Annotated in this window: 15 protein-coding genes; 6 read left to right on the plus strand and 9 right to left on the minus strand. The window is 51.0% G+C overall.

All coding sequences use genetic code 11. From position 1 onward, the window contains the following. Positions 1-402, minus strand: a 402-nt coding sequence (locus AKG43_RS10615) for an IS1595 family transposase (RefSeq protein ID WP_156300665.1), incomplete at its 3' end; no start/stop codon positions are given. A gap of 54 nt (positions 403-456) precedes the next feature. Here AKG43_RS10615 and AKG43_RS13425 point away from each other — a divergent pair. Further along, positions 457-654 (plus strand): hypothetical protein, encoded by a 198-nt coding sequence (locus AKG43_RS13425; protein WP_082403071.1) that lies wholly within the window; start codon positions 457-459, stop codon positions 652-654. Between the two features lie 135 nt (positions 655-789). On the opposite strand, the gene AKG43_RS10620 is transcribed toward AKG43_RS13425, so the two are convergent. Continuing rightward, a complete protein-coding gene (locus AKG43_RS10620; protein WP_231718157.1) occupies positions 790-2,604 on the minus strand; it encodes a BCCT family transporter in 1,815 nt (604 codons plus the stop codon). 47 nt (positions 2,605-2,651) lie between these two features. Further along, complete coding sequence (locus AKG43_RS12855; RefSeq protein WP_156300666.1) at positions 2,652-2,801, minus strand: hypothetical protein; 150 nt, start codon at positions 2,799-2,801, stop codon at positions 2,652-2,654. A gap of 375 nt (positions 2,802-3,176) precedes the next feature. Here AKG43_RS12855 and sodA point away from each other — a divergent pair, with 375 nt between their 5' ends. Continuing rightward, positions 3,177-3,797 (plus strand): superoxide dismutase [Mn], encoded by a 621-nt coding sequence (gene sodA, locus AKG43_RS10625; protein WP_054600532.1) that lies wholly within the window; start codon positions 3,177-3,179, stop codon positions 3,795-3,797. A gap of 178 nt (positions 3,798-3,975) precedes the next feature. On the opposite strand, the gene AKG43_RS10630 is transcribed toward sodA, so the two are convergent. Continuing rightward, positions 3,976-5,022, minus strand: coding sequence for a metallophosphoesterase (locus tag AKG43_RS10630; protein WP_054600543.1), 1,047 nt, complete (start codon positions 5,020-5,022; stop codon positions 3,976-3,978). A 196-nt stretch (positions 5,023-5,218) separates the two neighbouring features. Here AKG43_RS10630 and AKG43_RS12550 point away from each other — a divergent pair, with 196 nt between their 5' ends. Further along, positions 5,219-5,641 carry a glycine zipper domain-containing protein gene (locus AKG43_RS12550; RefSeq protein WP_231718158.1) on the plus strand — a complete coding sequence of 141 codons (423 nt, stop codon included), beginning with the start codon at positions 5,219-5,221 and terminating at the stop codon, positions 5,639-5,641. A gap of 133 nt (positions 5,642-5,774) precedes the next feature. On the opposite strand, the gene accC is transcribed toward AKG43_RS12550, so the two are convergent. The 4 genes from accC to hpaR all read right to left on the minus strand — a co-directional run bounded on the left by accC (position 5,775) and on the right by hpaR (position 9,036). Continuing rightward, positions 5,775-7,136, minus strand: coding sequence for an acetyl-CoA carboxylase biotin carboxylase subunit (gene accC / locus AKG43_RS10640; protein ID WP_054600533.1), 1,362 nt, complete (start codon positions 7,134-7,136; stop codon positions 5,775-5,777). Positions 7,137-7,231: 95 nt separating this feature from the next. Further along, entirely contained in the window at positions 7,232-7,699 is a 468-nt protein-coding gene (gene accB / locus AKG43_RS10645; RefSeq protein ID WP_054600534.1) for an acetyl-CoA carboxylase biotin carboxyl carrier protein, read from the minus strand. A gap of 379 nt (positions 7,700-8,078) precedes the next feature. Then, positions 8,079-8,585, minus strand: a complete 507-nt coding sequence (gene hpaC, locus AKG43_RS10650; RefSeq protein WP_054600535.1) for a 4-hydroxyphenylacetate 3-monooxygenase, reductase component — start codon at positions 8,583-8,585, stop codon at positions 8,079-8,081. A gap of 13 nt (positions 8,586-8,598) precedes the next feature. Beyond that, positions 8,599-9,036 (minus strand): homoprotocatechuate degradation operon regulator HpaR, encoded by a 438-nt coding sequence (gene hpaR / locus AKG43_RS10655; RefSeq protein WP_054600536.1) that lies wholly within the window; start codon positions 9,034-9,036, stop codon positions 8,599-8,601. 611 nt (positions 9,037-9,647) lie between these two features. Between hpaR and AKG43_RS10660 the strand changes: the two genes are divergently transcribed. The 3 genes from AKG43_RS10660 (at position 9,648) to rnhB (ending at position 19,537) form a co-directional block, all read left to right on the plus strand. Beyond that, complete coding sequence (locus AKG43_RS10660; protein WP_082403073.1) at positions 9,648-16,322, plus strand: Ig-like domain-containing protein; 6,675 nt, start codon at positions 9,648-9,650, stop codon at positions 16,320-16,322. Positions 16,323-16,504: 182 nt separating this feature from the next. Then, a complete protein-coding gene (gene recQ, locus AKG43_RS10665; RefSeq protein WP_054600538.1) occupies positions 16,505-18,886 on the plus strand; it encodes a DNA helicase RecQ in 2,382 nt (793 codons plus the stop codon). A gap of 51 nt (positions 18,887-18,937) precedes the next feature. After that, on the plus strand, positions 18,938-19,537 hold the full coding sequence (gene rnhB, locus AKG43_RS10670) for a ribonuclease HII (protein ID WP_054600539.1): 600 nt from the start codon (positions 18,938-18,940) through the stop codon (positions 19,535-19,537). A 124-nt stretch (positions 19,538-19,661) separates the two neighbouring features. On the opposite strand, the gene AKG43_RS10675 is transcribed toward rnhB, so the two are convergent. Next, positions 19,662-20,213 carry a hypothetical protein gene (locus tag AKG43_RS10675; protein ID WP_054600540.1) on the minus strand — a complete coding sequence of 184 codons (552 nt, stop codon included), beginning with the start codon at positions 20,211-20,213 and terminating at the stop codon, positions 19,662-19,664. Positions 20,214-20,614 lie beyond the last annotated feature (401 nt).

Genomic DNA, 20,614 nt, shown 5'->3' on the forward strand with positions numbered 1-20,614 from the left:
CAGGCAGTCCGTATAAACTACGCTATCAGGTGTAATTTTCCTTGTAATAACAGGAAATAAACTTTCCTTTCGGGCATTATTCACTACAACCGTATAAACCTTACCTCCACGTTTAAGGATACCGAAAGCCACCACTTTACCTGCTGCTCCCCTACCGCGCTTTCCTTTACGCTTACCGCCGAAATAGCTCTCATCCAATTCTATAGTGCCCTCAAAAACCTGATCTGCTTCCAAAGCCAAATGATGGCTGATAACAAGACGGATTTTACGGTAGAAGAGAATAGCCGTATTGGGCTGAATACCCAAGATATCGGCAGCAGAACGTGCGGTTACTTCCAATACAAAATATTCAAGCAGTTTTCTTTGCAGACTCTTCTTTAACTTACAGTGGGTTATCTTCATTTTGGCAGCCTATCATGACTGCTAATCTACGTCAGCCCCTTTTTAATACTAGGCATCAAGCCGAATACAGTACAACAGGTTGAGACCTTTGCCCCCCATCTGAGGCGCATTTCTGCGTTGTGCGCTGCTCGCTCGTTTGCCTATCTATATGATATGTCTGCACTCGCTGTGCTGCTACGCCTTGAACTGCATCCACATCTGAGGGTTTTGCAAAGGTCTCAGATTGTACGGCAAGGCGCAGCAATGACGTAGCTAAATGTAAGTTTATTTGCGATATGATGCAGAATAAATCGCTGGCGCTTTCTAATGGAAAGATGGGGCGGAGAATAAATAAGCGGTGGGGAATATACCGCACCGCTTGGTATGTGTAATGTATCTGCGTAAGGTTTAAGATACCGAATCATCGCCGCCGTGCCGCTTTTCTTCATAAACGGCTTGTTGCGCCAAAACAGAACCTTCGGGTGCTTGAGAGGTTTCTCCGTATTCCCACGGTGCATTGCTGGGGATTTCTTCGATGTGGATGGTTTTCAACGAATAATCAGGCTGGTAATACAGATCGTATTTGGCTGCTTTGATAACCGACAACATCATCATACTCATGATTACCAATAAAGGAGCGCCTGCAAAGATGGAGGCCGTCTGAAGCGTGTTCAGTCCGCCGATAAACATCAGTGTTGCAGGCAAAATGCACAGTGTGAATGCCCAAAACAACCGGTTCCAACGGTGGGGTTCGCCGTGAACCTCGTGTTGCACAACAGATGCGAGAATATAAGAAATACTGTCGAAAGTGGTTGCGGTAAAGATTACCGCCAGCAGAGTGAACACGCCAATCGAAATTTGCGGCATCGGCAAGGTGGATAGAATCGCAAAAATCGTGGCGGTTGCGCCTTTATCGTTAAGTAGAGCGACCACATCCATCGCACCGCTCAATTGCAGGTAGAGACCGTAGTTGCCCAATACGATAAAGAATACGGCGCAGCCGAGCGAGCCGTAGAACATCGAGCCGATGGTCATTTGGCGGATAGTGCGTCCTTTGGAAATTTTAGCGATAAACAGGCCGATAGTCGGCGCAAAAACCAACCACCATGCCCAGTAGAAAATCGTCCAATCTTTCGGAAAACCGGTATTTTTGAAACCGTGCTGTTCAAAGTGGCCGAACGATTCCGCCCATGTCATCATGGTAAACATCTGGGTAAGCGAGCGGCCCAAGCTTTCCAAACCCACGTTCAAAATAAACACCGTAGGGCCGACTAACAACACAAAAATCAGAAAGGCAATGGCTAAGTAGAAGTTAAAGTTAGATAGTCTTTGGATGCCGCCGCGCAAGCCCTGATAGGCACTGTAGGCAAAAATACAGGTAGTCACCAGCAGTACGCCCAAGCTGGTTATCCAATCAGACGGCAGGCCGAACAGTTTGTGCAAGCCTTCGGTAATCATCGGAGAAGCCAGGCCAAGAGAGGTTGCTCCGCCGCCTATCATGCCGAAAACAAAGAAAATATCAATCAAACGGCCCCAGTTGCTTTTCGTAAACTTTTCGCCCAACAAAGGCATTAAGCTTTGGCTGACCTTCAACACCGGAGAGTTGCGCACATGGGCAAAATAGGCAATGGCTACGGCGGGCACCAAATAAATCGCCCAAGCTATCGGCCCCCAATGGAACAGCCCATAGGTGCTGGCCCAGCGTACTGCGTCGGGTGAACCGGGAGCAATTCCGAACGGAGGCCCTTGGTAGTAATAAGCCCATTCGATGATACCCCAATAAAGAATGCCCGAGCCGATTCCGCCGCAAAACATCATGGCTGCCCAAGAGCCGGTTTTGAACTCGATTTCGTCTTCGGGTTTGCCCAGTTTAATGTTGCCGATATCCGAAAAAGAAATATAAATAACAAAGATAAAAGCCAGCAGGCCGAATGCCAAATAACCGATGCCTAATTTGGCGGTAACAAAATCTTTAACCAAAGCGACCCAATCGGCACCCTCTTGAGGAAAGGCAATTAAAGGCAGGGTTACGCAAAGCAGAATGATCAAGACGCCGAAAAAAGTAAACCGGTCGATTCGCGTGTCGGGTGTAGAAGATGCGCCGTGGGGTTGAAAGTTTTTATCGGCATCAAACATGCCCAAATGCCGGTAGGAAGGGCGGGGCTGTGCCGGTTTGTAACGGAAGCGGACATCGGTAGAGTCGGGTTTGTTGTGAACAGACAATGTTGGCTCCTTATGTAGTGGTTATTGTTTTTGAGTGTCATGTCGGTTTATCGCAAATAAACTGAACTTGCTGCGCCTTGTCGTACTGCTTGTACTGATTGTACTGCTTGTACTGCTTGTACTGCTTGTACTGCTTGTACTGCTTGTACTGTTTGTACTGTTTGCGGCTTCGTATCAAAAATAAGTTTATTTGCCATATGCACGCTTTTTATAATTTTTATAATGTATTGAAAGGTTTGTAAACAAAAGCGGATTGTGTGTTCTGATGATTTTATGTAGATGTATGATTTTAAACAATAAAATTTTAATAACTTAAGTTGTTGATAAATAAGGTTAAGGCCGTCTGAAAAGCCTTTGCTGCGGGAAGGTTTTTGGTGCTTGCAGTCAAAGATAATTGTTAATATTATTCATGCTGACACTTTTGCAAAACCGACAGATAATGCGGCCTGCTTCTGTATCCGGTATGGCTGCATGATAAGCACTATCCGGTTTTGAAGGTTTTCCAAAGGTTTCATGCCGGAAACGGCGTTTTGGATTTCCAACCGCAACCAAAAATTTTTAAGGAGATAAAGATGGCTTACGTTCTGCCCGAACTCGGCTACGCTTACGATGCGTTAGAGCCTCATTTCGATGAGATGACCATGAATATCCACCACACCAAGCACCATCAGGCTTATGTAAACAATGCCAATGCCGCTTTGGAGAGCCTGCCCGAATTTGCCTCGTTGAGCGCCGAAGAATTGGTGTCGCGTTTGAAAGAACTGCCTGCCGACAAGCAAACCGTGTTGCGTAACAATGCAGGCGGACATGCAAACCATTCTTTCTTCTGGAAAAACCTTAAAAAAGGTACTGAATTGAAAGGTAAACTCAAAGAAGCCATCGAGCGTGATTTCGGTTCGTTTGAAGCGTTTCAGGCAGAATTTGAAAAAGCGGCCGCTACCCGTTTCGGTTCGGGTTGGGCATGGCTGGTATTGGATGGAGGCCGTCTGAAAGTGGTTTCTACCGCTAACCAAGATACGCCGCTGATGGGTGAAGAGATTGCCGGTTGTAAAGGCTATCCGATTATCGGCTTGGATGTGTGGGAACACGCTTACTATCTGAAGTTCCAAAACCGCCGCCCCGACTATGTGAAAGAGTATTGGAATGTGGTGAACTGGGACGAAGCGGCCAAACGCTTTGAATCCCAACAATAATCAGATAGAGAGATTAGCCCGGCTTGGATAGAGCAGGGCAGAATAAAGGGTTGAGGCCGTCTGAAAAAACTTATTCAGACGGCCTCAACCCTTTATACAACTTGAAACCTTTGCAAAACCCTCAGATGCGGATGCAGTTCAAGGCGCAGCAGCACAGCAAGTGCAGATCACGGAAACATTACACTGTTTTGACTACATCGCCGTTGTCAAATACCAATACCCGCTCCGGCCAGCGCATGGCTGCGAGATGGAAGGTGGAGCGTTCGACCGGCGTGCCAGCTTTGCGGTCGCGCCAGCGTGCGCCCACGGAAAAATCGAGACAGAACACATTGCGCCGTGCGCCGTGCCATGCGTTGCCGGCGGCAGGCAGGATGTTTTCCCTGTCGGGCGAGGGCGGTTGGGGTAAGCGGTTTCGCCAGTAGTGGCCGATAAGCACGGGAATGTCGTCGCGGTAATCGTCCCACCAGCTCCAACGTGCCGTAAACCGCCAGCGGCCTCCGGCATAGAACGGTTGGGATGCGATATTTTCAACACCGCTGGTTAGTGCGCGTATCGGATGCAGGCGGCTGCGGTTGAGTTCGTATTGGGCGGTGGCAGGCATCGGCGGGGGAGGCCGGGGATGTTCCAGCGCGTCGGCGTAGCGTTGTTGTTCTTGCAAGTAGTCGGGATACCAAGAGGCCGTCTGAAGTGTGTGGCGCAGTTCGGCATCGAAACGGCGGTATTGTTCGGTGAGCGGTTCACCGGCGGCTGCTTCGAGGGCAGGGAAAGTGTGCGGTTGCCAAGCGGCATGAACGATACGCAGGTCGGCGCGCTCGAGTATCAACGGTTGGGCGGCCAAGCGGCTTTCCAAATCGGGTTTGCGCTCGTCGGGTAAAATGCGCCAAGGGGCATAACGTTCGGCGTCTTTGTTGTAACGCTGGGGAAAAAACCAGCCTGAGCCGTCTTTGGGGTCGTGCACAAGCGCATTCAGCTCGTGGTTGCCCAGCACGGTAAAGGCGTTGCCGGCATCGTGTGCCTGAAAAAACCAGTCGAGTACGGCGGGGCTGTCGGGGCCGCGGTCGCACAGGTCGCCGACAAAAACGATTTTTCTGCCTTGCGGGTGGCTGCCGTCGCAGCGGTAGCCGAGATGATGCAGCAAGGCTTGCAGGGCGTCGATTTCGCCGTGAACGTCGCCGATGATGTCGAGCGGGGTGTCGGGGAGGGGTTGGCGGTATTGATAGGACATGGTTTGTTTTCCCGTAAAGGCCGTCTGAAACATGACGGTCAACTGCATAATATTACATTGGCTGTGCATTTCTTAAAACCGGTGGGCAGTATGATACCGCAGGTTGCTTTAACCGACCGTTCTGCCGTGCGTTGTCGGCAGATACGGCTTGTTGTGGTAAAAGCAACCTTTTCCCCGCAACTGTACGGAGATGTTTATGAATACTGTCCGCAAATCCATGATAGCCGCGCTGGTCACTTCGGCTTTGGTGCTGGCACCGGCCGCCCAAGCGCGGATGACCGACCGCACTAAAGCTACGATCGTGGGTGCTGCCGTCGGCGGTGTAATCGGAAGTGCCGCAGGCAACAATATGGAAAGCACGCTAATCGGTGCTGCCATCGGCGGTACGGCAGGCAATCTGTATGCCAAGCGCAATCAAAAGCGTGAAGCGGCCGAACGTGAAAACCGCCGCCGTGAGGTGGTTTACCGCGACAGACACCATCATCATTACTATTATGATGACGACGATGATGATGACAAAAAGCGTAAAAAATACCGTCATCACCACGTCAGCCACAAAAAATACGGCAAAAAGCACGGAAAATACAAACGCTACGAGCGTGATGACGATGATGATTGATGGATGAACGCTTGAGGCCGTCTGAAAATCTGTTTTCAGACGGCCTCACCGTATCGAATGTATATATTTCAGCATCGCATTGAGCAAAAACGAAAGAACCGCCCGATGGATTCAGGCGGTTCAGTTTTTTTAATCAGGCTTGCTGTTTGGCTTTACGTTCTTCCAGCCAGTGCTCTAAGTAGTGGATACTCACACCGCCCGCTTGAAAACCGGGGTCGGCAAACAGATCACGGTGCAGGGGGGTATTGGTTTTGATGCCGGTAACGGCCAGCTCGGCCAGTGCCACACGCATTTTTGCCATGGCCTGCTCACGGTCTTTGCCGTGCACGCAGATTTTACCGATCAGGCTGTCGTAGTTGGGCGGAATGCGGTAGCCTTGGTAAATGTGGCTGTCCACCCGCACGCCCAATCCTCCGGGCAGGTGGCAGCTTTCAATCGGGCCGGGGCTGGGAATGAAGTTGTACGGGTCTTCCGCATTGATACGGCATTCGAAAGCATGGCCTTCCAGCACGATGTCTTTCTGTTTGTATTGCAAAGGCAGGCCGCTGGCTACGCGGATTTGCTCTTGAACGATGTCAACACCGCTGATCAGCTCGGTAACCGGATGTTCTACCTGCACGCGGGTATTCATTTCGATAAAGAAGAATTCGCCGTCTTCATACAGAAATTCAAACGTACCCGCACCGCGGTAGCCGATGCGTTTGCAGGCGGCTACGCAGGCTTCGCCGATTTTCTTGCGTTCTTTTTCAGTAATGCCGGGAGCAGGTGCTTCTTCAATCACTTTTTGGTGGCGGCGTTGCATAGAGCAGTCGCGTTCGCCCAAATAAATGGCGTTGCCTTGTTCGTCGGCCAAGACCTGAATTTCGACATGGCGCGGTTTTTGCAGATAACGCTCCATATAAACCATGGGGTTGCCGAATGCCATGCCGGCTTCGGTTTTGGTCATTTCCACCGATTTGAGCAGGTCTTCTTTTTTCTCGACCACACGCATACCGCGTCCGCCGCCGCCGCCTGATGCTTTGATAATCACGGGAAAGCCGACTTTATCGGCGATTTTGAGGATTTCGGCATCATCGTCGGGCAGCGCGCCGTCGGAACCGGGCACGCAGGGCACGCCCGCTTCGATCATGGCGTGCTTTGCAGATACTTTGTCGCCCATCAGGCGGATGGTATCGGCGCGGGGGCCGATAAACACGAAGCCCGATTGTTCTACCTGCTCGGCAAAGCTGGCGTTTTCTGCCAGAAAGCCGTAGCCGGGGTGGATGGCATCGGCACCGGTTACTTCTGCGGCGGCGATGATGGCGGGAATGTTAAGGTAACTTTGGGGGGAGGGAGCCGGGCCGATGCACACCGATTCGTCGGCCAGTTTGACATGCAGGCTGTCTTTATCGGCTTCGGAATGCACGGCAACGGTGGCGATGCCCATTTCGCGGCAGGCGCGTAATACACGGAGCGCGATTTCGCCACGGTTGGCTATCAATACTTTTTTCAGCATAAGATTCTTTCAGAAGAAGTTTCAAAGCAGGGCTTTGTTCTGAATGTAAGTAATTCAGACGGCCTCATGCACGGGGCCGTCTGAAAATAATTCTGTTACTCGATGATAAACAATGGCTCGCCGTATTCGACAGGCTGGCCGTTTTCAACCAAGATTTCTTTGACCACGCCGGATTTTTCGGCTTCGATTTCGTTCATCAGTTTCATGGCTTCGATAATGCACAAGGTGTCGCCGGCCTTAACGGTTTGGCCTACTTCTACAAACGGAGGGGAAGTGGGGCTGGGTGCGCGGTAGAATGTGCCGACCATAGGTGATTTTTGTGCATTGGTCAGATCACGCGCAGCGGGAGCGGCAGGAGAAGCGGAAGGTGCGGCGGCAGGTGCCGCGGGGGCGGCAGGTGCAGGCGCGGCATGGTGAACGGCGGTAGGCGCAGCATAAATGGCTTGCTGGGGAGCGGTGGAGCGGGTAATGCGTACTTTTTCTTCACCTTCGGTCACTTCGATTTCGGCGATACCCGATTCTTCAACCAGATCAATCAATTTCTTCAGTTTGCGTAAGTCCATAAAGGTTCCTTTTGCTTAATGTAAAGCCGTGATTGCTTTGCGGCACGGATTGGCTGCCGTTTTGCCGTAAAACAGATGGTATGCTGCGCCTTTTTCTTAGGCGGTTACAAAAAAAGATATACGGATATTGTTACTAACTTGCTGTTAAATGTCCAGTAAAATATCAAAAAAAGGCAGTTTTGGGTAAAAACATCCGAAACAGGCCGAATGGAAAAAGCCGACGGGGACTCTTGTGAGTATTTATTCTAAACCTGAAGGCCGAAAGCTAAAAAACGTTAAAGTTTGCATGAGGGGTTCTGCCGGGAGCAGAAGGGAGGAGGCTTCGGTAAAAGCCCGTTTGAGAGTATCGCGGCGGCCGACGTCTGTTTTCTTTACGCAGCTATGGCAATTGATTGAAATTTCTGCGGAAATAAACCAATGCGGGTTGAGTGGTGTCGTGCACGTTGATTTCGTTAATCAATACATAAAAAACATGATGTGTGCCGATGTCGTGTTGGGCGGTAATTTTGCCGTGAAGGTGGGCAAGCGCGCCTTCCACCTGCAATTGCCCGGTTTGCCCGCGGTGCCAAATGTGGTATTCGAAGCGTTCTTCGGGCGAGAGCTTGGTGATGCCGGCAAAATGCTCGGCAACATCCTGCTGGGCGGCCGATAGCACATTGATACACAAATCTTCGTTGGTTTGAAGTATGGGGATAATGGCGGAACGGCGGTTGATGCAGATCATCACGGTGGGCGGTGCGTCGGTAACGGGCGTAACGGCGGTCATGGTAATGCCGTAACGGCCTGCGCTGCCGTCGGTGGTGATGACATGCACACCGGCTGCGCACGAAGCCATGGCATCTCGGAAGCAGGGTTGGAGTGCGTGGTCCGGTTTGTTTTCTGTCATGGCGTATGCGGAGCTATTTAAGAAGTTTGCCTATATTGGAAAGTTCGCCGAGCAAAGTTTGCAGTTGCAGCATTTTTTCCCTTGAAAAAACGGTTTCAATGCGGTCGTAGCATTTATCGACTTCTTCGCCGAGCGAATCGTACAACGCCTCGCCTTCTGCGGTTAACTTCAAATAAACACGGCGGTGGTCGTTGGAAGGCTTCAGGCGAACCAACAGCCCGGCTTTTTCAAGGCGCGTGAGAATGCCGGTTAGGCTGGGGCGCAGAATGCAGGCTTGATTGGCCAAGTCCTGAAAGTCGAGCGTACCGTTTTCGGCCAGCAGGCGGATAATGCGCCATTGTTGGTCGGTTAAACCGACATTGTGCAGAATGGGGCGGAACTGGGTCATCAGTGCTTCGCGCGCCTGTATGAGGCTGATATTCATTGATGCATGTTTGGATGAGTGAGCCATATTTGGTTCTCCGTGGTCTGCCGTTGTTGTATGTTGTGTTTGGCGTGTTTTCAGTTGGTCAATATTATTCCAATACGCAGCGAACCTCAATCAAATACTGAAATCACAATGATTCATTCAGTAGAAAAACCGAGTGATTATAGTCAAATAACGCCATCAGCACTATATCCGTATGGGTGCATATTCAAGGTGTTGAATGCCCGGGATAACGGTAAATGGCAAGAGCAGAACGGCTTTATGTATATTCAAAAGCAATCAGCTGCCGGATTAAAGTGTACAAAATGATGATAACTGTTGTTATCTTGTGTCATTTTTATGCCGCTTGTTTAAAAAAATATGCCGAATGTCGTTATATTGAATGTTTTACTCTATATAATAATTGCCTCTGTTCATCGTGCAATCGAAACGGCTGTTCAACTTTTTGCCGTTTCCGCAATGAAAGATAGTAAATCAACTTATTTTTGAGACAAGGCGGCAACGCCGTAGCAGAAATAAAGTTTATTTGCTATACAGATCGCTTTTTATGGCAACAGATTCCGATTTTCTTTGCATGCCAAGTGCCGATATTTTTTACTAATAACCATTCATTGCATTCGCTTACTGGAAAACTTATGAAAACTTATACACTTAATATTACCCGTAACGGGCAGACAGACGCATTGTTGATACAGGAGGGCGCAGCAGCCCTCGTTCAAACTGAGCCGGATACCCTTTACCTTGTGGTCGATTCCGAAGGTAAGGCTGTTGACGGGTCTGTGTTGCAGTGGATGGAAAACGACTTATGGGTATATTTGGACGGCGTGCAAGACGACACGCCCGATTTGGTATTGAAAGACTACCGCATCAATTATCCGATTGAAAACAGCCGATATTTACAAGATGCAGGAGCGACCTTTGCAACAGCCGCCGATGAAGCATCTCATGCACAAATTGCCGTAGCGGTTGCCGAAGAAGTAGGAATTGCCGGCTGGACGACCGGTTCACAGCTATGGGCCGCTGCTGCGTTGGCGGCCGGTGCAGCAGTAGTCGGTATCGCAGCGGCAGGCGGAAATTCGGATAATCATAACGATCAGCAACAAAAAGATAAAACCGAACCTAAGCCACCGAAACAGCAGGAAGAGCGGCCGTCTGAAAAAGACAAAAATCAGGCAGCCGATTCCGAAGCTCAAGATAAAACCGAACCTACGCCGCCGAAACAGCAGGAAGAGCGGCCGTCTGAAAAAGATAAAAATCAGGCAGCCGATTCCGACGCTCAAGATAAAACCGAATCTACTCCGCCGAAGCAGCAGGAAGAGCGGCCGTCTGAAAAAGACAAAGATCAGGCAGCCGATTCCGAGTCGCAGGATAAAACCGAACCTACGCCGCCGAAACAGCAGGAAGAGCGGCCGTCTGAAAAAGACAAAGATCAGGCAGCCGATTCCGACGCTCAAGATAAAACCGAACCTACGCCGCCGAAACAGCAGGAAGAGCGGCCGTCTGAAAAAGATAAAGATCAGGTTGCCGATCCCGATACTCAAGATAAAACCGAACCTACGCCGCCGAAACAGCAGGAAGAGCGGCCGTCTGAAAAAGACAAAGATCAGGCAGCCGATTCCGATTCGCAGGATAAAACCGAACCTACTCCGCCAAAGCAGCAGGAAGAACAACAGCCCGAAAAAGACAAAGATCAGGTTGCCGATCCCGACACTCAAGATAAAACCGAACAGAATCCTCCGCCCAAACCCGAAATCATTTTGAATCCGGTAAGTGAAAATAATGTCATCAACTCGGAATCGGTCAAAGCCGAACAAGGTTTGGTGTTATCAGGCCGTCTGAATGTAGACCCCGCGCTGGCGTCGCCTTCCGTATCGGTTGCGGTTGGCGGCAGGGTTTATGCGGCGGAAATCAGCGGTGATACTTGGAAGGTTAAGCTGGATAACGGTGTGCTTGCCGATATACAGGGCGAGCAGAAAATCAGTATTTCCGTTACCGCCCAAGATGCCGACGGTAATCCCCATACCGCTACGGTTGAGCAAACCTATACCATCGATACGCAAATTGCCACGCCTGTGATCGATATTCACAAGGTAGCGCAAGACGACATCATCAATTTGGTAGAGTCTCAAGCAGCATCCATCACCGTTACCGGCACGGTGAAAAATGCGCAAAACGGTGATGAAATTATTTTGAAAGTCGGCGAAGCGCTGTATCGCGGCATAGTAACCGACGGAACGTTCTCCGTGCCGGTGCATACCAGAACTTTGGTCAACCACGGCAAAATTTCTGCCGAACTGACAACACGCGATGCGGCCTTAAACAGCGCTACCGGCACGGCCGAACGCAGTTATCGTGTGGATACGGAATATGCGCCCACCATCAGCTTAAACAATATCGCCGGCGATAACATACTCAATATCGAGGAATCGAAAGGTAAGGTAACGGTGAGCGGCCAAGTCAGCGACATAGCCGACGGAGAGAGCGTGGTTGTTTCGTGCGGCTGCGAGAGCTGCGGCAACGTGAAATGGGTCGACATATTGGCCAAAGTGCGCAACGGTGCTTTTTCGGTTGATTTTTCGGGTGAAACGCTGAAAAAAGAAGGCTATAACCTGATTAAGGCCAGCGTGAGTTCGCAGGATGATGCCGGCAACACCGCTACCGTACAGACTACCCGCCAATACCTTACCGACTTGGATGCGCCTGATGTTAAATTGTCGATCGAGCCGATTGCCGGAGACGATGTATTGGGCAAGGCCGAGCGCGCGCATGCCCGCCAAACCGTTTCGGGTTCGTTTACCGGCTTGAAAGAAGGTGAGCGCATTGAAGAACTGACGGTTCAGGTAAACGGCGAAACGTATGCCGCGCAGGTGAGCGGAGAGCGTTATACGGCAGAAGTGCCGACTTCCGTGTTGGTTGCGGGTCAAGAAGTGCGCGTATCGGCGCGGGTAACGGATGCAGCGGGCAACGAAGCGGTTGCAAAGGCAAATCGCGAATACACGGTAGACGCGTTGCAGCCGGCAATCTATCTTGATCCCATTGCGGAAGATAACTACGTTAACAAGGCCGAATTCGATACAGGCACCATCACCTTATCGGGTTGGGTGGAAAACCTTCCCGACGGCGTGTCGGTTACTCTGGCGGCGCGCGGTAATAACGTTCAGGCTACCGTTTCAGACGGCCGCTTCAGTGCCACCGTGCCGGTTTCCTTTTTAGGGTTGAGAAATAATGCCACAGAAGCTGGGTATATATTGAGTGCGTATGTCGATGAGTCTGAAAAAAATCCTTTTCTTGTTGCCAACCAGCCGTATACGATTGATTTGCTCAACAACACCGGCATCACGATCGATGGCATAACCGGCGACAATGTGCTGGATGCCGAAGAAATGTCCCAACCGACCGTAACCATCCGCGGGCGCGTAACCGACGGGAAAGTCGGTTCAATCGTTACTGTTGATGTGGCGAAGGTAACTTACACGGCCACCGTTCAGGAAGGAGGGGAATACAGCATAGAAGCGGAAATAGACCGCATCTTTCCCCAGAAAGATGACGGCAAATATGCTTTAACGGTCAGCGTCGACCGTGTCGACCAAGCCGGCAACAGAGGTAACGGAAAAGCAACCGCATCGCGCATCTTTATAGTGGATAAAACGCCGCCGCAAGGTGAAATCGTGTTTGACAAAATCGGAGGCGACAATGTACTCAACCAAAGCGAAATCGGCCAAGCTACCATCACGCTGAGCGGCAAGGTGAACAGATTGGGCGAAGGAGACGAAATCAGATCGATAACGGTAAACGTGGGCGGCAACCAATATCCGGCATCTATTACGGGTGCGGGATTCAGCGTGCAGGTTCCTGCCGAAATATTGGCGGCCAACACATCGGTTAGCGCGCAAGGCATGATCCGAGATGCGGCAGGCCGCTCTACCACCGTAGCCGAAAGTACGCAAACGTATGAATTGAAAACCACTCCGCCTACCGTATCGGTTACTGTAGAAAGCATCAACGGCAACCAACCTGTTAACGCTGCCAAATTACCTGAGCAAGTGAGCCTGACGGGAAGGTTGGTGCTGGGCGATACGGTGGCTCCGGAAACCGTTAAAGTGACGGTTGAGATTGACGGTAAGGTTTATCAGGCCCGCGTTTCCGGTAATGATTGGAATTTGGACGTGCCTGCCACTGTGTTGGCACATTCCGAAGGCCGTCTGAACGTAAATGTGCGGGTTAATGTGGCAGACCGCTACGGCAACACCGCTTCAAGCAGTGCGGAAAAAACATTTGATGTCGATACGCATCTTCCCGAGCCGACGATCATGTTGAACGCCATCGCAGAAAATGATGCGCTGGATGCCTCGGCAAGCGGCAATATTACGCTTTCCGGCCAAGTGGGCGGTGAGTTTAAAGAAGGCGATACCGTTACACTAACCGTTAACAACAAACAGCAACAGGTATCGGTTAATTCTCAAGGTGCTTTTAGCGTTGCAGTTGCCGCCGCCGAGCTGACCGCTGCGCCCGTGCCGGTGATCCGCGCCGCCGTTACCACGTCCGACAATGCGGGCAACACCGGCTCTGCACATACCGCACGCGGATACAGCGTGAAAAAGGGTGATATCCAGATCCAACTCGATACCATTACCGGCGACGATCTGATTAATGTAACCGAAGCCGGAAAAGACATCACCATTTCGGGCAAAGTTTCGGGAGCGCAAGCGGCACAAGGCCAAACCGTTACGCTGACGGTCGGCAAAGAAACGCTGCAGGCACAAGTCGGAGAAGATTTGACATTCCGTACCACCGTGCAAGGCAGCAAGCTGTTGGAGAACCAAGGCTATACCGTGTTCGCCGCCATTTCCGGCAACAGTTCCGGCTCGGCTTCCGCCGCCCGCAGCTATGCCGTAGACGGTGCCGCCGCAGCGAAAATCGATATTACTCAGGTGGATAACGATTTCAATCTGCAGGTTCATCAAACTGAAGCCAATACCCGCCTGCGCGGCGTGATCGAATTGGCGGGAGATTTCGCACAGGGCATGAACAAAGAGCGTATGCGCCAGATTACCGTGGATATCGGCGGCAAGTCTTATAAAGCCGGCGTTAAGCGCGATCTCAGCTTCTTTTTAGACATTCCCACCGACGAATTGAAATCGCTCAACGGCCAAAAACTCAGCTTTACCGTTGAAGCCGACCCCCGGTTGTATAAAGTGGCCAAATGGGCTGACGGATCATACAGGGTTCAATATATCAACAAAAATGCGCCGGTGCAGATTAAAGACATTACGTTCGACAGCCCCTATATCCAAAAAGATTCAGACGGCCACCATACGGTAACAGGCGTAGGCGAGCGCACCGTCAACATCAGCGGCACCGTTAGCGGTACGGCCAAAGCAGGCGATGAAATCAGCATCGATGTGGGCGGCAAAATCTACAAAACCGCCGTTGCTGACAACCTGACGTTCAAAGCACAGGTTGCCGCCGACGATTTGGCGGCAAACGGCGCCCACAAAGTGAAGGCTTCGCTGCATACTGCCGATTTATCCGGCAAAGCCGTAACCGTAAGCGATGTGGAAAACTACGCATCGCTGAAGCAGGTGAGCGATACCTTTGTAAACGCGCACCAGCCGATGCAGAAAGCCAAAGTAAACAGCGACCACACTTCAGACGGCTATAACTTCCCTTATTTCATCGAAAAAATCGGGTCGTTATACGGACGCAGCTACAATATTCCATTTGGCGGATCAAGCGACAAGCCTGCCGTAATCAAATACCATTTTATGACGCTCGACGAAATCGCCGCTTTACCGGTTGGGTTTAACCACTACATCGACCGTTCGACCATGACCACTTATTCGTCTGAATTGCAGGGCATCATACGCAACGCCTATAAAGAAATCAGCACGGTTGCCAATATCGAATTCGTAGAAGTGGGCAGCAGAGCCGAAGCCAATACCAACTTTTTTATGGGCAACCTGAAAAACGGCTTTGAAAGTGCTTCGGCCATTGCATACAGCGGCGGCCTGATAGCATGGAACAGCCGGCACAATTACAAAGGATGGGGCAATGAGTTTTTAAACTACACGGCTTTGCACGAAATTACCCATACTTTCGGCATGGGTCATACTTCGGTAGGCTTTACCGGTGATTACGCCGGAGAGGAAAACATCGAGTTTTCCAACATGTCGTATAAAGCCTATAAAAACGACAATTTGTTTTTAGACAGAGGCCATCTGCGCCCTTACGATTTGGCATACATGCAATATGCTTACGGCGTCAACCGCCATACACGCACCGGCAACGATATCTACACCTTTAAAAACTACAATATGTACAGCCGCGATGCCGACCGCTATATCTGGGATGCAGGCGGTGTCGATACCTTCGACGCTTCCGAAGAAAAGCAGGGCGTCAATGTGAACCTCACCCCCGGTTCGTGGATATATGTGGGCGATACCCGTGAAAAAACCTTTGCCGTAAAAAGCAGCCAAACATACGATATGCACGAATATTTCGGCTTTGACAAAAAACAAGCCTTATACGGTTTCAGCGGCATCAAAGGTTCGCTCGACACTTATACCGAAGGTCAGGCATTCATAGGCTTCGGCACGCAGATTGAAAACCTGATCGGTTCCGCCCACAACGATACCCTTACCGGCAACAAAGCCGACAACAATATCTATGGCGGTGCAGGTGCCGATATCATAAACGGCGGCGAAGGCAACGATTATCTCGACGGCGGCGCAGGTGCGGATCAACTGAACGGCGGCACCGGCAACGATACCTATGTGGTCGACGATACGGGCGATGTGGTTACCGAACATGCAAATGAAGGTGATGCAGACCATGTGTTGAGCAGTTTGGAAAGCTACACATTGGGCAACCATTTGGAGCACCTGACCTTGATCGGCACCACCGCCGTTACAGGGCAGGGTAATGATGCCGACAACACCCTCACCGGCAACGGCCTTAACAACACCCTGAACGGCATGCCCGGTAACGACCGCATTATCGGCGGAGCAGGCAGCGACACGCTTACCGGCGGCGACGGCAGGGATACGTTCGTGTTCGACACTGCTTTAGACGGCAGCGTCGATACCATCACCGATTTCACGGCAGGCCAAGACATTATCGAGCTGAAAGCCACCATCTTTGACAGCTTGAGCACCAATACAATGGATGAATGGGATCAATATGTGAAATATCATAAAGATACCGGCTATCTCACTTATGACAAAGACGGCAAGGGCAATGCCGATGCCATTCACTTTGCCACGTTGGATAAGGATTTGGTAATAGATCACACCAGTTTCCAAGTCGTGTAAACCGTATGCTTCGGCAGATGCCGTCTGAAATTTCAGACGGCATTTTTCTTTGAGATATTCTTGTTTTTTCAGACGGCCTTAAGTGAAAAAGGCTAAAATACCGCCCTAAACCCGATCCCCGCCATGATCGCCGCGCGGGGTTCAGTCTCTTTCATCTACACGCCCCTTACGGAACCCGCCAAATGCAACATGCCACCGCCGCCCAAATTCTGCACGACGTTTTCGGCTATCCCGAATTCCGCGGCAGTCAGGGCGAGATTGTGGATACATTGGCGGGCGGCAACAGCCTGCTGGTGTTGATGCCCACCGGCGGCGGCAAATCGTTGTGTTACCAAATTCCCGCCTTGATGCGCGAAGGCGTGGCCGTGGTGGTGTCGCCGCTGATCGCCCTGATGAACGACCAAGTGGCCGCGCTGCACACGGCAGGTGTGGCGGCGGCCTGCGTACACAGCGGCACCACCCCAGACGAAGCGCGGCAGATTGCCGACGATATCCAGTCAGGCCGTCTGAAACTGCTTTATGTCGCCCCCGAACGCTTGGTTGGCGAGCGTTTCCTGCGCTTTCTCGACCAACACACCATCAGCCTGTTTGCCATCGACGAAGCCCATTGCGTGAGCCAATGGGGGCACGACTTCCGCCCCGAATACCAACAGCTCGGTTTGCTGGCCGACCGCTATCCGCACGTTCCCCGCATCGCCCTCACCGCCACCGCCGATGCCGCCACCCGCGCCGACATCAAACATTACCTGCGTTTGGAAGACGCGGCCGAGTTCGTGGCCAGCTTCGACCGCCCGAATATCTACTACCAAGTAATTGAAAAAAACAACGGTAAAAAACAACTGCTTGATTTCATCGTGAAACAGATGGCGGGGCAAAGCGGCATCGTTTATTGCCTGAGCCGAAAAAAAGTGGAAGACACCGCCGCCTTTTTATGCGAGCACGGCTTGGATGCCATTCCCTACCACGCCGGTTTGAGCATGGACGTGCGCGAGGCCAACCAGCGGCGTTTTACCCGTGAAGACAACGTTATCGTCGTCGCCACCGTCGCTTTCGGCATGGGCATCGACAAACCCGACGTGCGTTTCGTCGCCCATCTCGACATGCCGCAAAGCGTCGAACATTTCTACCAAGAATCAGGCCGAGCGGGGCGCGACGGCCTACCCGCCGCAAGCTGGCTGTGCTACGGCCTTAACGACTGGGTGCTGCTGCGCGAACGCATCCAAACCGGCAACAGCGACGACATGCAAAAACAAATCGAACTGCAAAAACTCGATGCCATGTTGTCGGTATGTGAAACCGCCGACTGCCGCCGCGTTTTGCTGCTCAAACACTTTGGCGAAGATTCCCAACCCTGCGGCCATTGCGACAACTGCCTGCACCCGCCCGTGCGCTTCGACGGCACCGTGCTGGTGCAGAAACTGCTCAGCTGCGTGTATCGAGTCGGCCAACAGTTCGCCGCAGGTTATGTGATTAACGTATTGCGCGGCAAAAGCGACGATTGGATTGCCCGCAACCGCCATCACGAATTATCCACCTTCGGCATCGGCGACAACCTTTCCGACAAAGAATGGCGTGCCGTTATCCGCCAATGCATCAGTTCCGGCTACCTCACCGTCAACCCCCTGATGCACCAAGCCCTGCAACTCACCCCCGCCGCCAAAACCGTGCTCAAAGGCGGCACACCCGTATGGCTGCGCCCGCTCAAACGCGACAAAGCCGCCACCCAAAAACCCAAAGAAGAATGGCTGCGCACCGAACGCGAAGAACGCATCTGGCAAGCATTGCGCGCTTGGCGGCTCAAACGCGCACAAGCCGAAGAAGTGCCCGCTTATGTGATTTTCGGCGACAAAACCCTGCGCGACATCGTCGAAAAACTGCCCGCCACCCCCGCCGAACTGCACGACATCTACGGCTTGGGCGAAGCCAAAATCAACAGCTTCGGCAACGAAATCATCGAAGTGTGCCAAGCCTTTACAGAACACGGCAGGCCGTCTGAAAACCCGCAAAGCGGGTTTCGCCAAAGCGAACTTGGTGAGCTTCGCCAAAACCCATCCGCCTTACCCGATACCGTTTCAGACGGCCTTGAAACCGAACGCGACCGCCGGCTTTGGCAAGCCCTGAACACATGGCGCAGCCGTACTGCACAGGCAGAAGGCGTTACCCCGCACACCGTCTGCCCCGACGACAGCCTGCTCGACTTAGTCCGCAACACCCCCGAAGAAGCCGCCGACCTAAACGGCATCTACGGCTTGGGCGCAGTACGCATCGGCAAATTCGGCAGCAGCATACTGGCCGTCTGCAAACCCTTTTCAGACGGCCTCAGCAACGAAGCCAAACACAAACGCCGCCTGATGCGCGCCCTGATGCAATGGTGCGCCGCCACCGCCGAAACCGAAGGCGAACCCGAGCACACCGTCTTCAGCAAAATCACCCTGCGCGCCATCGCCGCCAAACAGCCGCAGACCTTGGCAGAATTGGGCGGCATACACGGCGTGGGTGCAGAAAAAATCGAAAAATACGGAGAGGCCGTGTTGGAAGTGTGCCGTCGTTTAGGTAACCCGTAAGAAGAGGTTGAAATGAGGCCGTCTGAAAACCTGAAAAAGGAGTCTGAACAAATGAATGATGTTTTTCTGACTGCCGGCGTAGACGAAGCCGGGCGCGGGCCGCTGGTCGGCAGCGTATTTGCCGCCGCCGTTATTCTGCCGCCCGACCACAATCTCCCCGGTTTGACCGATTCCAAAAAACTCACCGAAAAAAAGCGCGACGCCCTAGCCATACAGATTAAAGAACAAGCCATAGCATGGTGCGTGGCATCGGCAAACGTAGCCGAAATCGCCGAACTGAACATCCTGCAAGCCACCATGCTCTCCATGACCCGCGCAATACAGGGCTTGGCCGTCAAGCCGCAAAAAGTTTGGATAGACGGCAACCGCATTCCCAAAAATCTCAGTATCGTCGCCGAAGCAGTGGTCAAGGGCGACAGCAAAATCATCGAAATATCCGCCGCATCCGTATTGGCCAAAACCGCCCGTGATGCCGAAATGTATGCCCTGGCCGAGCGTTATCCGCAATACGGTTTCGACAAACACAAAGGCTACGGCACCGCCGCACATCTCGCAGCCTTAGAAAAATTCGGCGCACTACCCGAACACCGGCAAGACTTCGCACCCGTAAAAATGCTTTTGGCTCAGGGGAAGTTGTTTGATATTCAGTAAACCGGTTGCGATACTTACAGTTAAACGGTTTCTAATTCGTCACGCCTCCACACGCCTCCACTGAATGACACAAATAAAAAGCAGGTCTGAAATTTTTCAGACCGGCTTTTATCTTTTATTTATTTTACCAAAGTTCCTTAAACCAATTAAGCAATCGGGCTAACCAGCCGTCTGAAACCGTATTGGCTGAGGCAGGAGGGGCTTCCTGAGTGTCAGGTTCTCTATCTATACATTTTCCGTAAATATAATCTTGAATTTTAAGCTGTTTTTCTTTGTCTTGTTTTAAACAAATTCGACTTGAAAATCCGTCAAAATTAGGGGGTGGAGTAAACTGGTCATATTCACTCCTGCTTGGAATTAATTCAATAAAGTAAGGGGCGCTTTCTCTCAGTTTTAAATTTTGAAAATTAGAAGCATTTAATAGAACACATTGATTTTCTTTGGGGTAATGCTTTTCAAAAGAATTCTTATAGTGCCATGAGTGAAGATTACCTTTTTCGTCATTGCTTGATACCATTATGACATACCAACCATTCAGCTGGTTTTTACTAATATATAAGCAAGGTGTGCTATTAATTACTTTTATTTCAACTTTCCCGTCAGGGACGGGATTTTTTGAAAAAGCTTGGGTATTAGTTGAAAGTAAATACAAAAAAACTATAAAAAACAATCTCATATTACTAATCTACCTTTCAGATATTGATTGCTCATTTCTTGATTCCTCTTGGGCGATAATATCCCCCAATTGGTAGACTTGAGTATTTTATCTTTAGGGTTGCGGAGAAATGCCCCTAGAACGGATTCTCTTTTGGCTTGTTGATTGAATAAAGAGGATTTCAATATTTCTAGTGCCTCTGAAGCAGAATGATATTTGACTAAGTAGTAATGAGGGATAATGTCTATCTGCGATTTAACATAAAAATGTAAATAACCTGACTTTTCCAACATATAAAGTACTGTTGAACATGTTGCGGAAAGACTCTTTAAAATGAATTTTGCTTTCTAAGGCCCTCTATAAATTTACGACAATTATTTACATTATCTATGCCATAATAATCTTCAATATCTAATTTATTT

Origin of the sequence: Neisseria sp. 74A18, from assembly GCF_001308005.1 — a bacterium.
GTDB classification, from domain to species: Bacteria; Pseudomonadota; Gammaproteobacteria; order Burkholderiales; family Neisseriaceae; genus Neisseria; species Neisseria dumasiana.

Coding starts and splice junctions, on each gene's coding strand:
- AKG43_RS10675 (WP_054600540.1), bottom strand. CDS start 20,213: ATGAGATTGTTTTTTATAGTTTTTTTGTATTTACTTTCAACTAATACC.
- AKG43_RS10660 (WP_082403073.1), top strand. CDS start 9,648: ATGAAAACTTATACACTTAATATTACCCGTAACGGGCAGACAGACGCA.
- accB (WP_054600534.1), bottom strand. CDS start 7,699: ATGGACTTACGCAAACTGAAGAAATTGATTGATCTGGTTGAAGAATCG.
- accC (WP_054600533.1), bottom strand. CDS start 7,136: ATGCTGAAAAAAGTATTGATAGCCAACCGTGGCGAAATCGCGCTCCGT.
- recQ (WP_054600538.1), top strand. CDS start 16,505: ATGCAACATGCCACCGCCGCCCAAATTCTGCACGACGTTTTCGGCTAT.
- hpaC (WP_054600535.1), bottom strand. CDS start 8,585: ATGACAGAAAACAAACCGGACCACGCACTCCAACCCTGCTTCCGAGAT.
- AKG43_RS12550 (WP_231718158.1), top strand. CDS start 5,219: ATGAATACTGTCCGCAAATCCATGATAGCCGCGCTGGTCACTTCGGCT.
- hpaR (WP_054600536.1), bottom strand. CDS start 9,036: ATGGCTCACTCATCCAAACATGCATCAATGAATATCAGCCTCATACAG.
- AKG43_RS12855 (WP_156300666.1), bottom strand. CDS start 2,801: ATGGCAAATAAACTTATTTTTGATACGAAGCCGCAAACAGTACAAACA.
- rnhB (WP_054600539.1), top strand. CDS start 18,938: ATGAATGATGTTTTTCTGACTGCCGGCGTAGACGAAGCCGGGCGCGGG.
- sodA (WP_054600532.1), top strand. CDS start 3,177: ATGGCTTACGTTCTGCCCGAACTCGGCTACGCTTACGATGCGTTAGAG.
- AKG43_RS10630 (WP_054600543.1), bottom strand. CDS start 5,022: ATGTCCTATCAATACCGCCAACCCCTCCCCGACACCCCGCTCGACATC.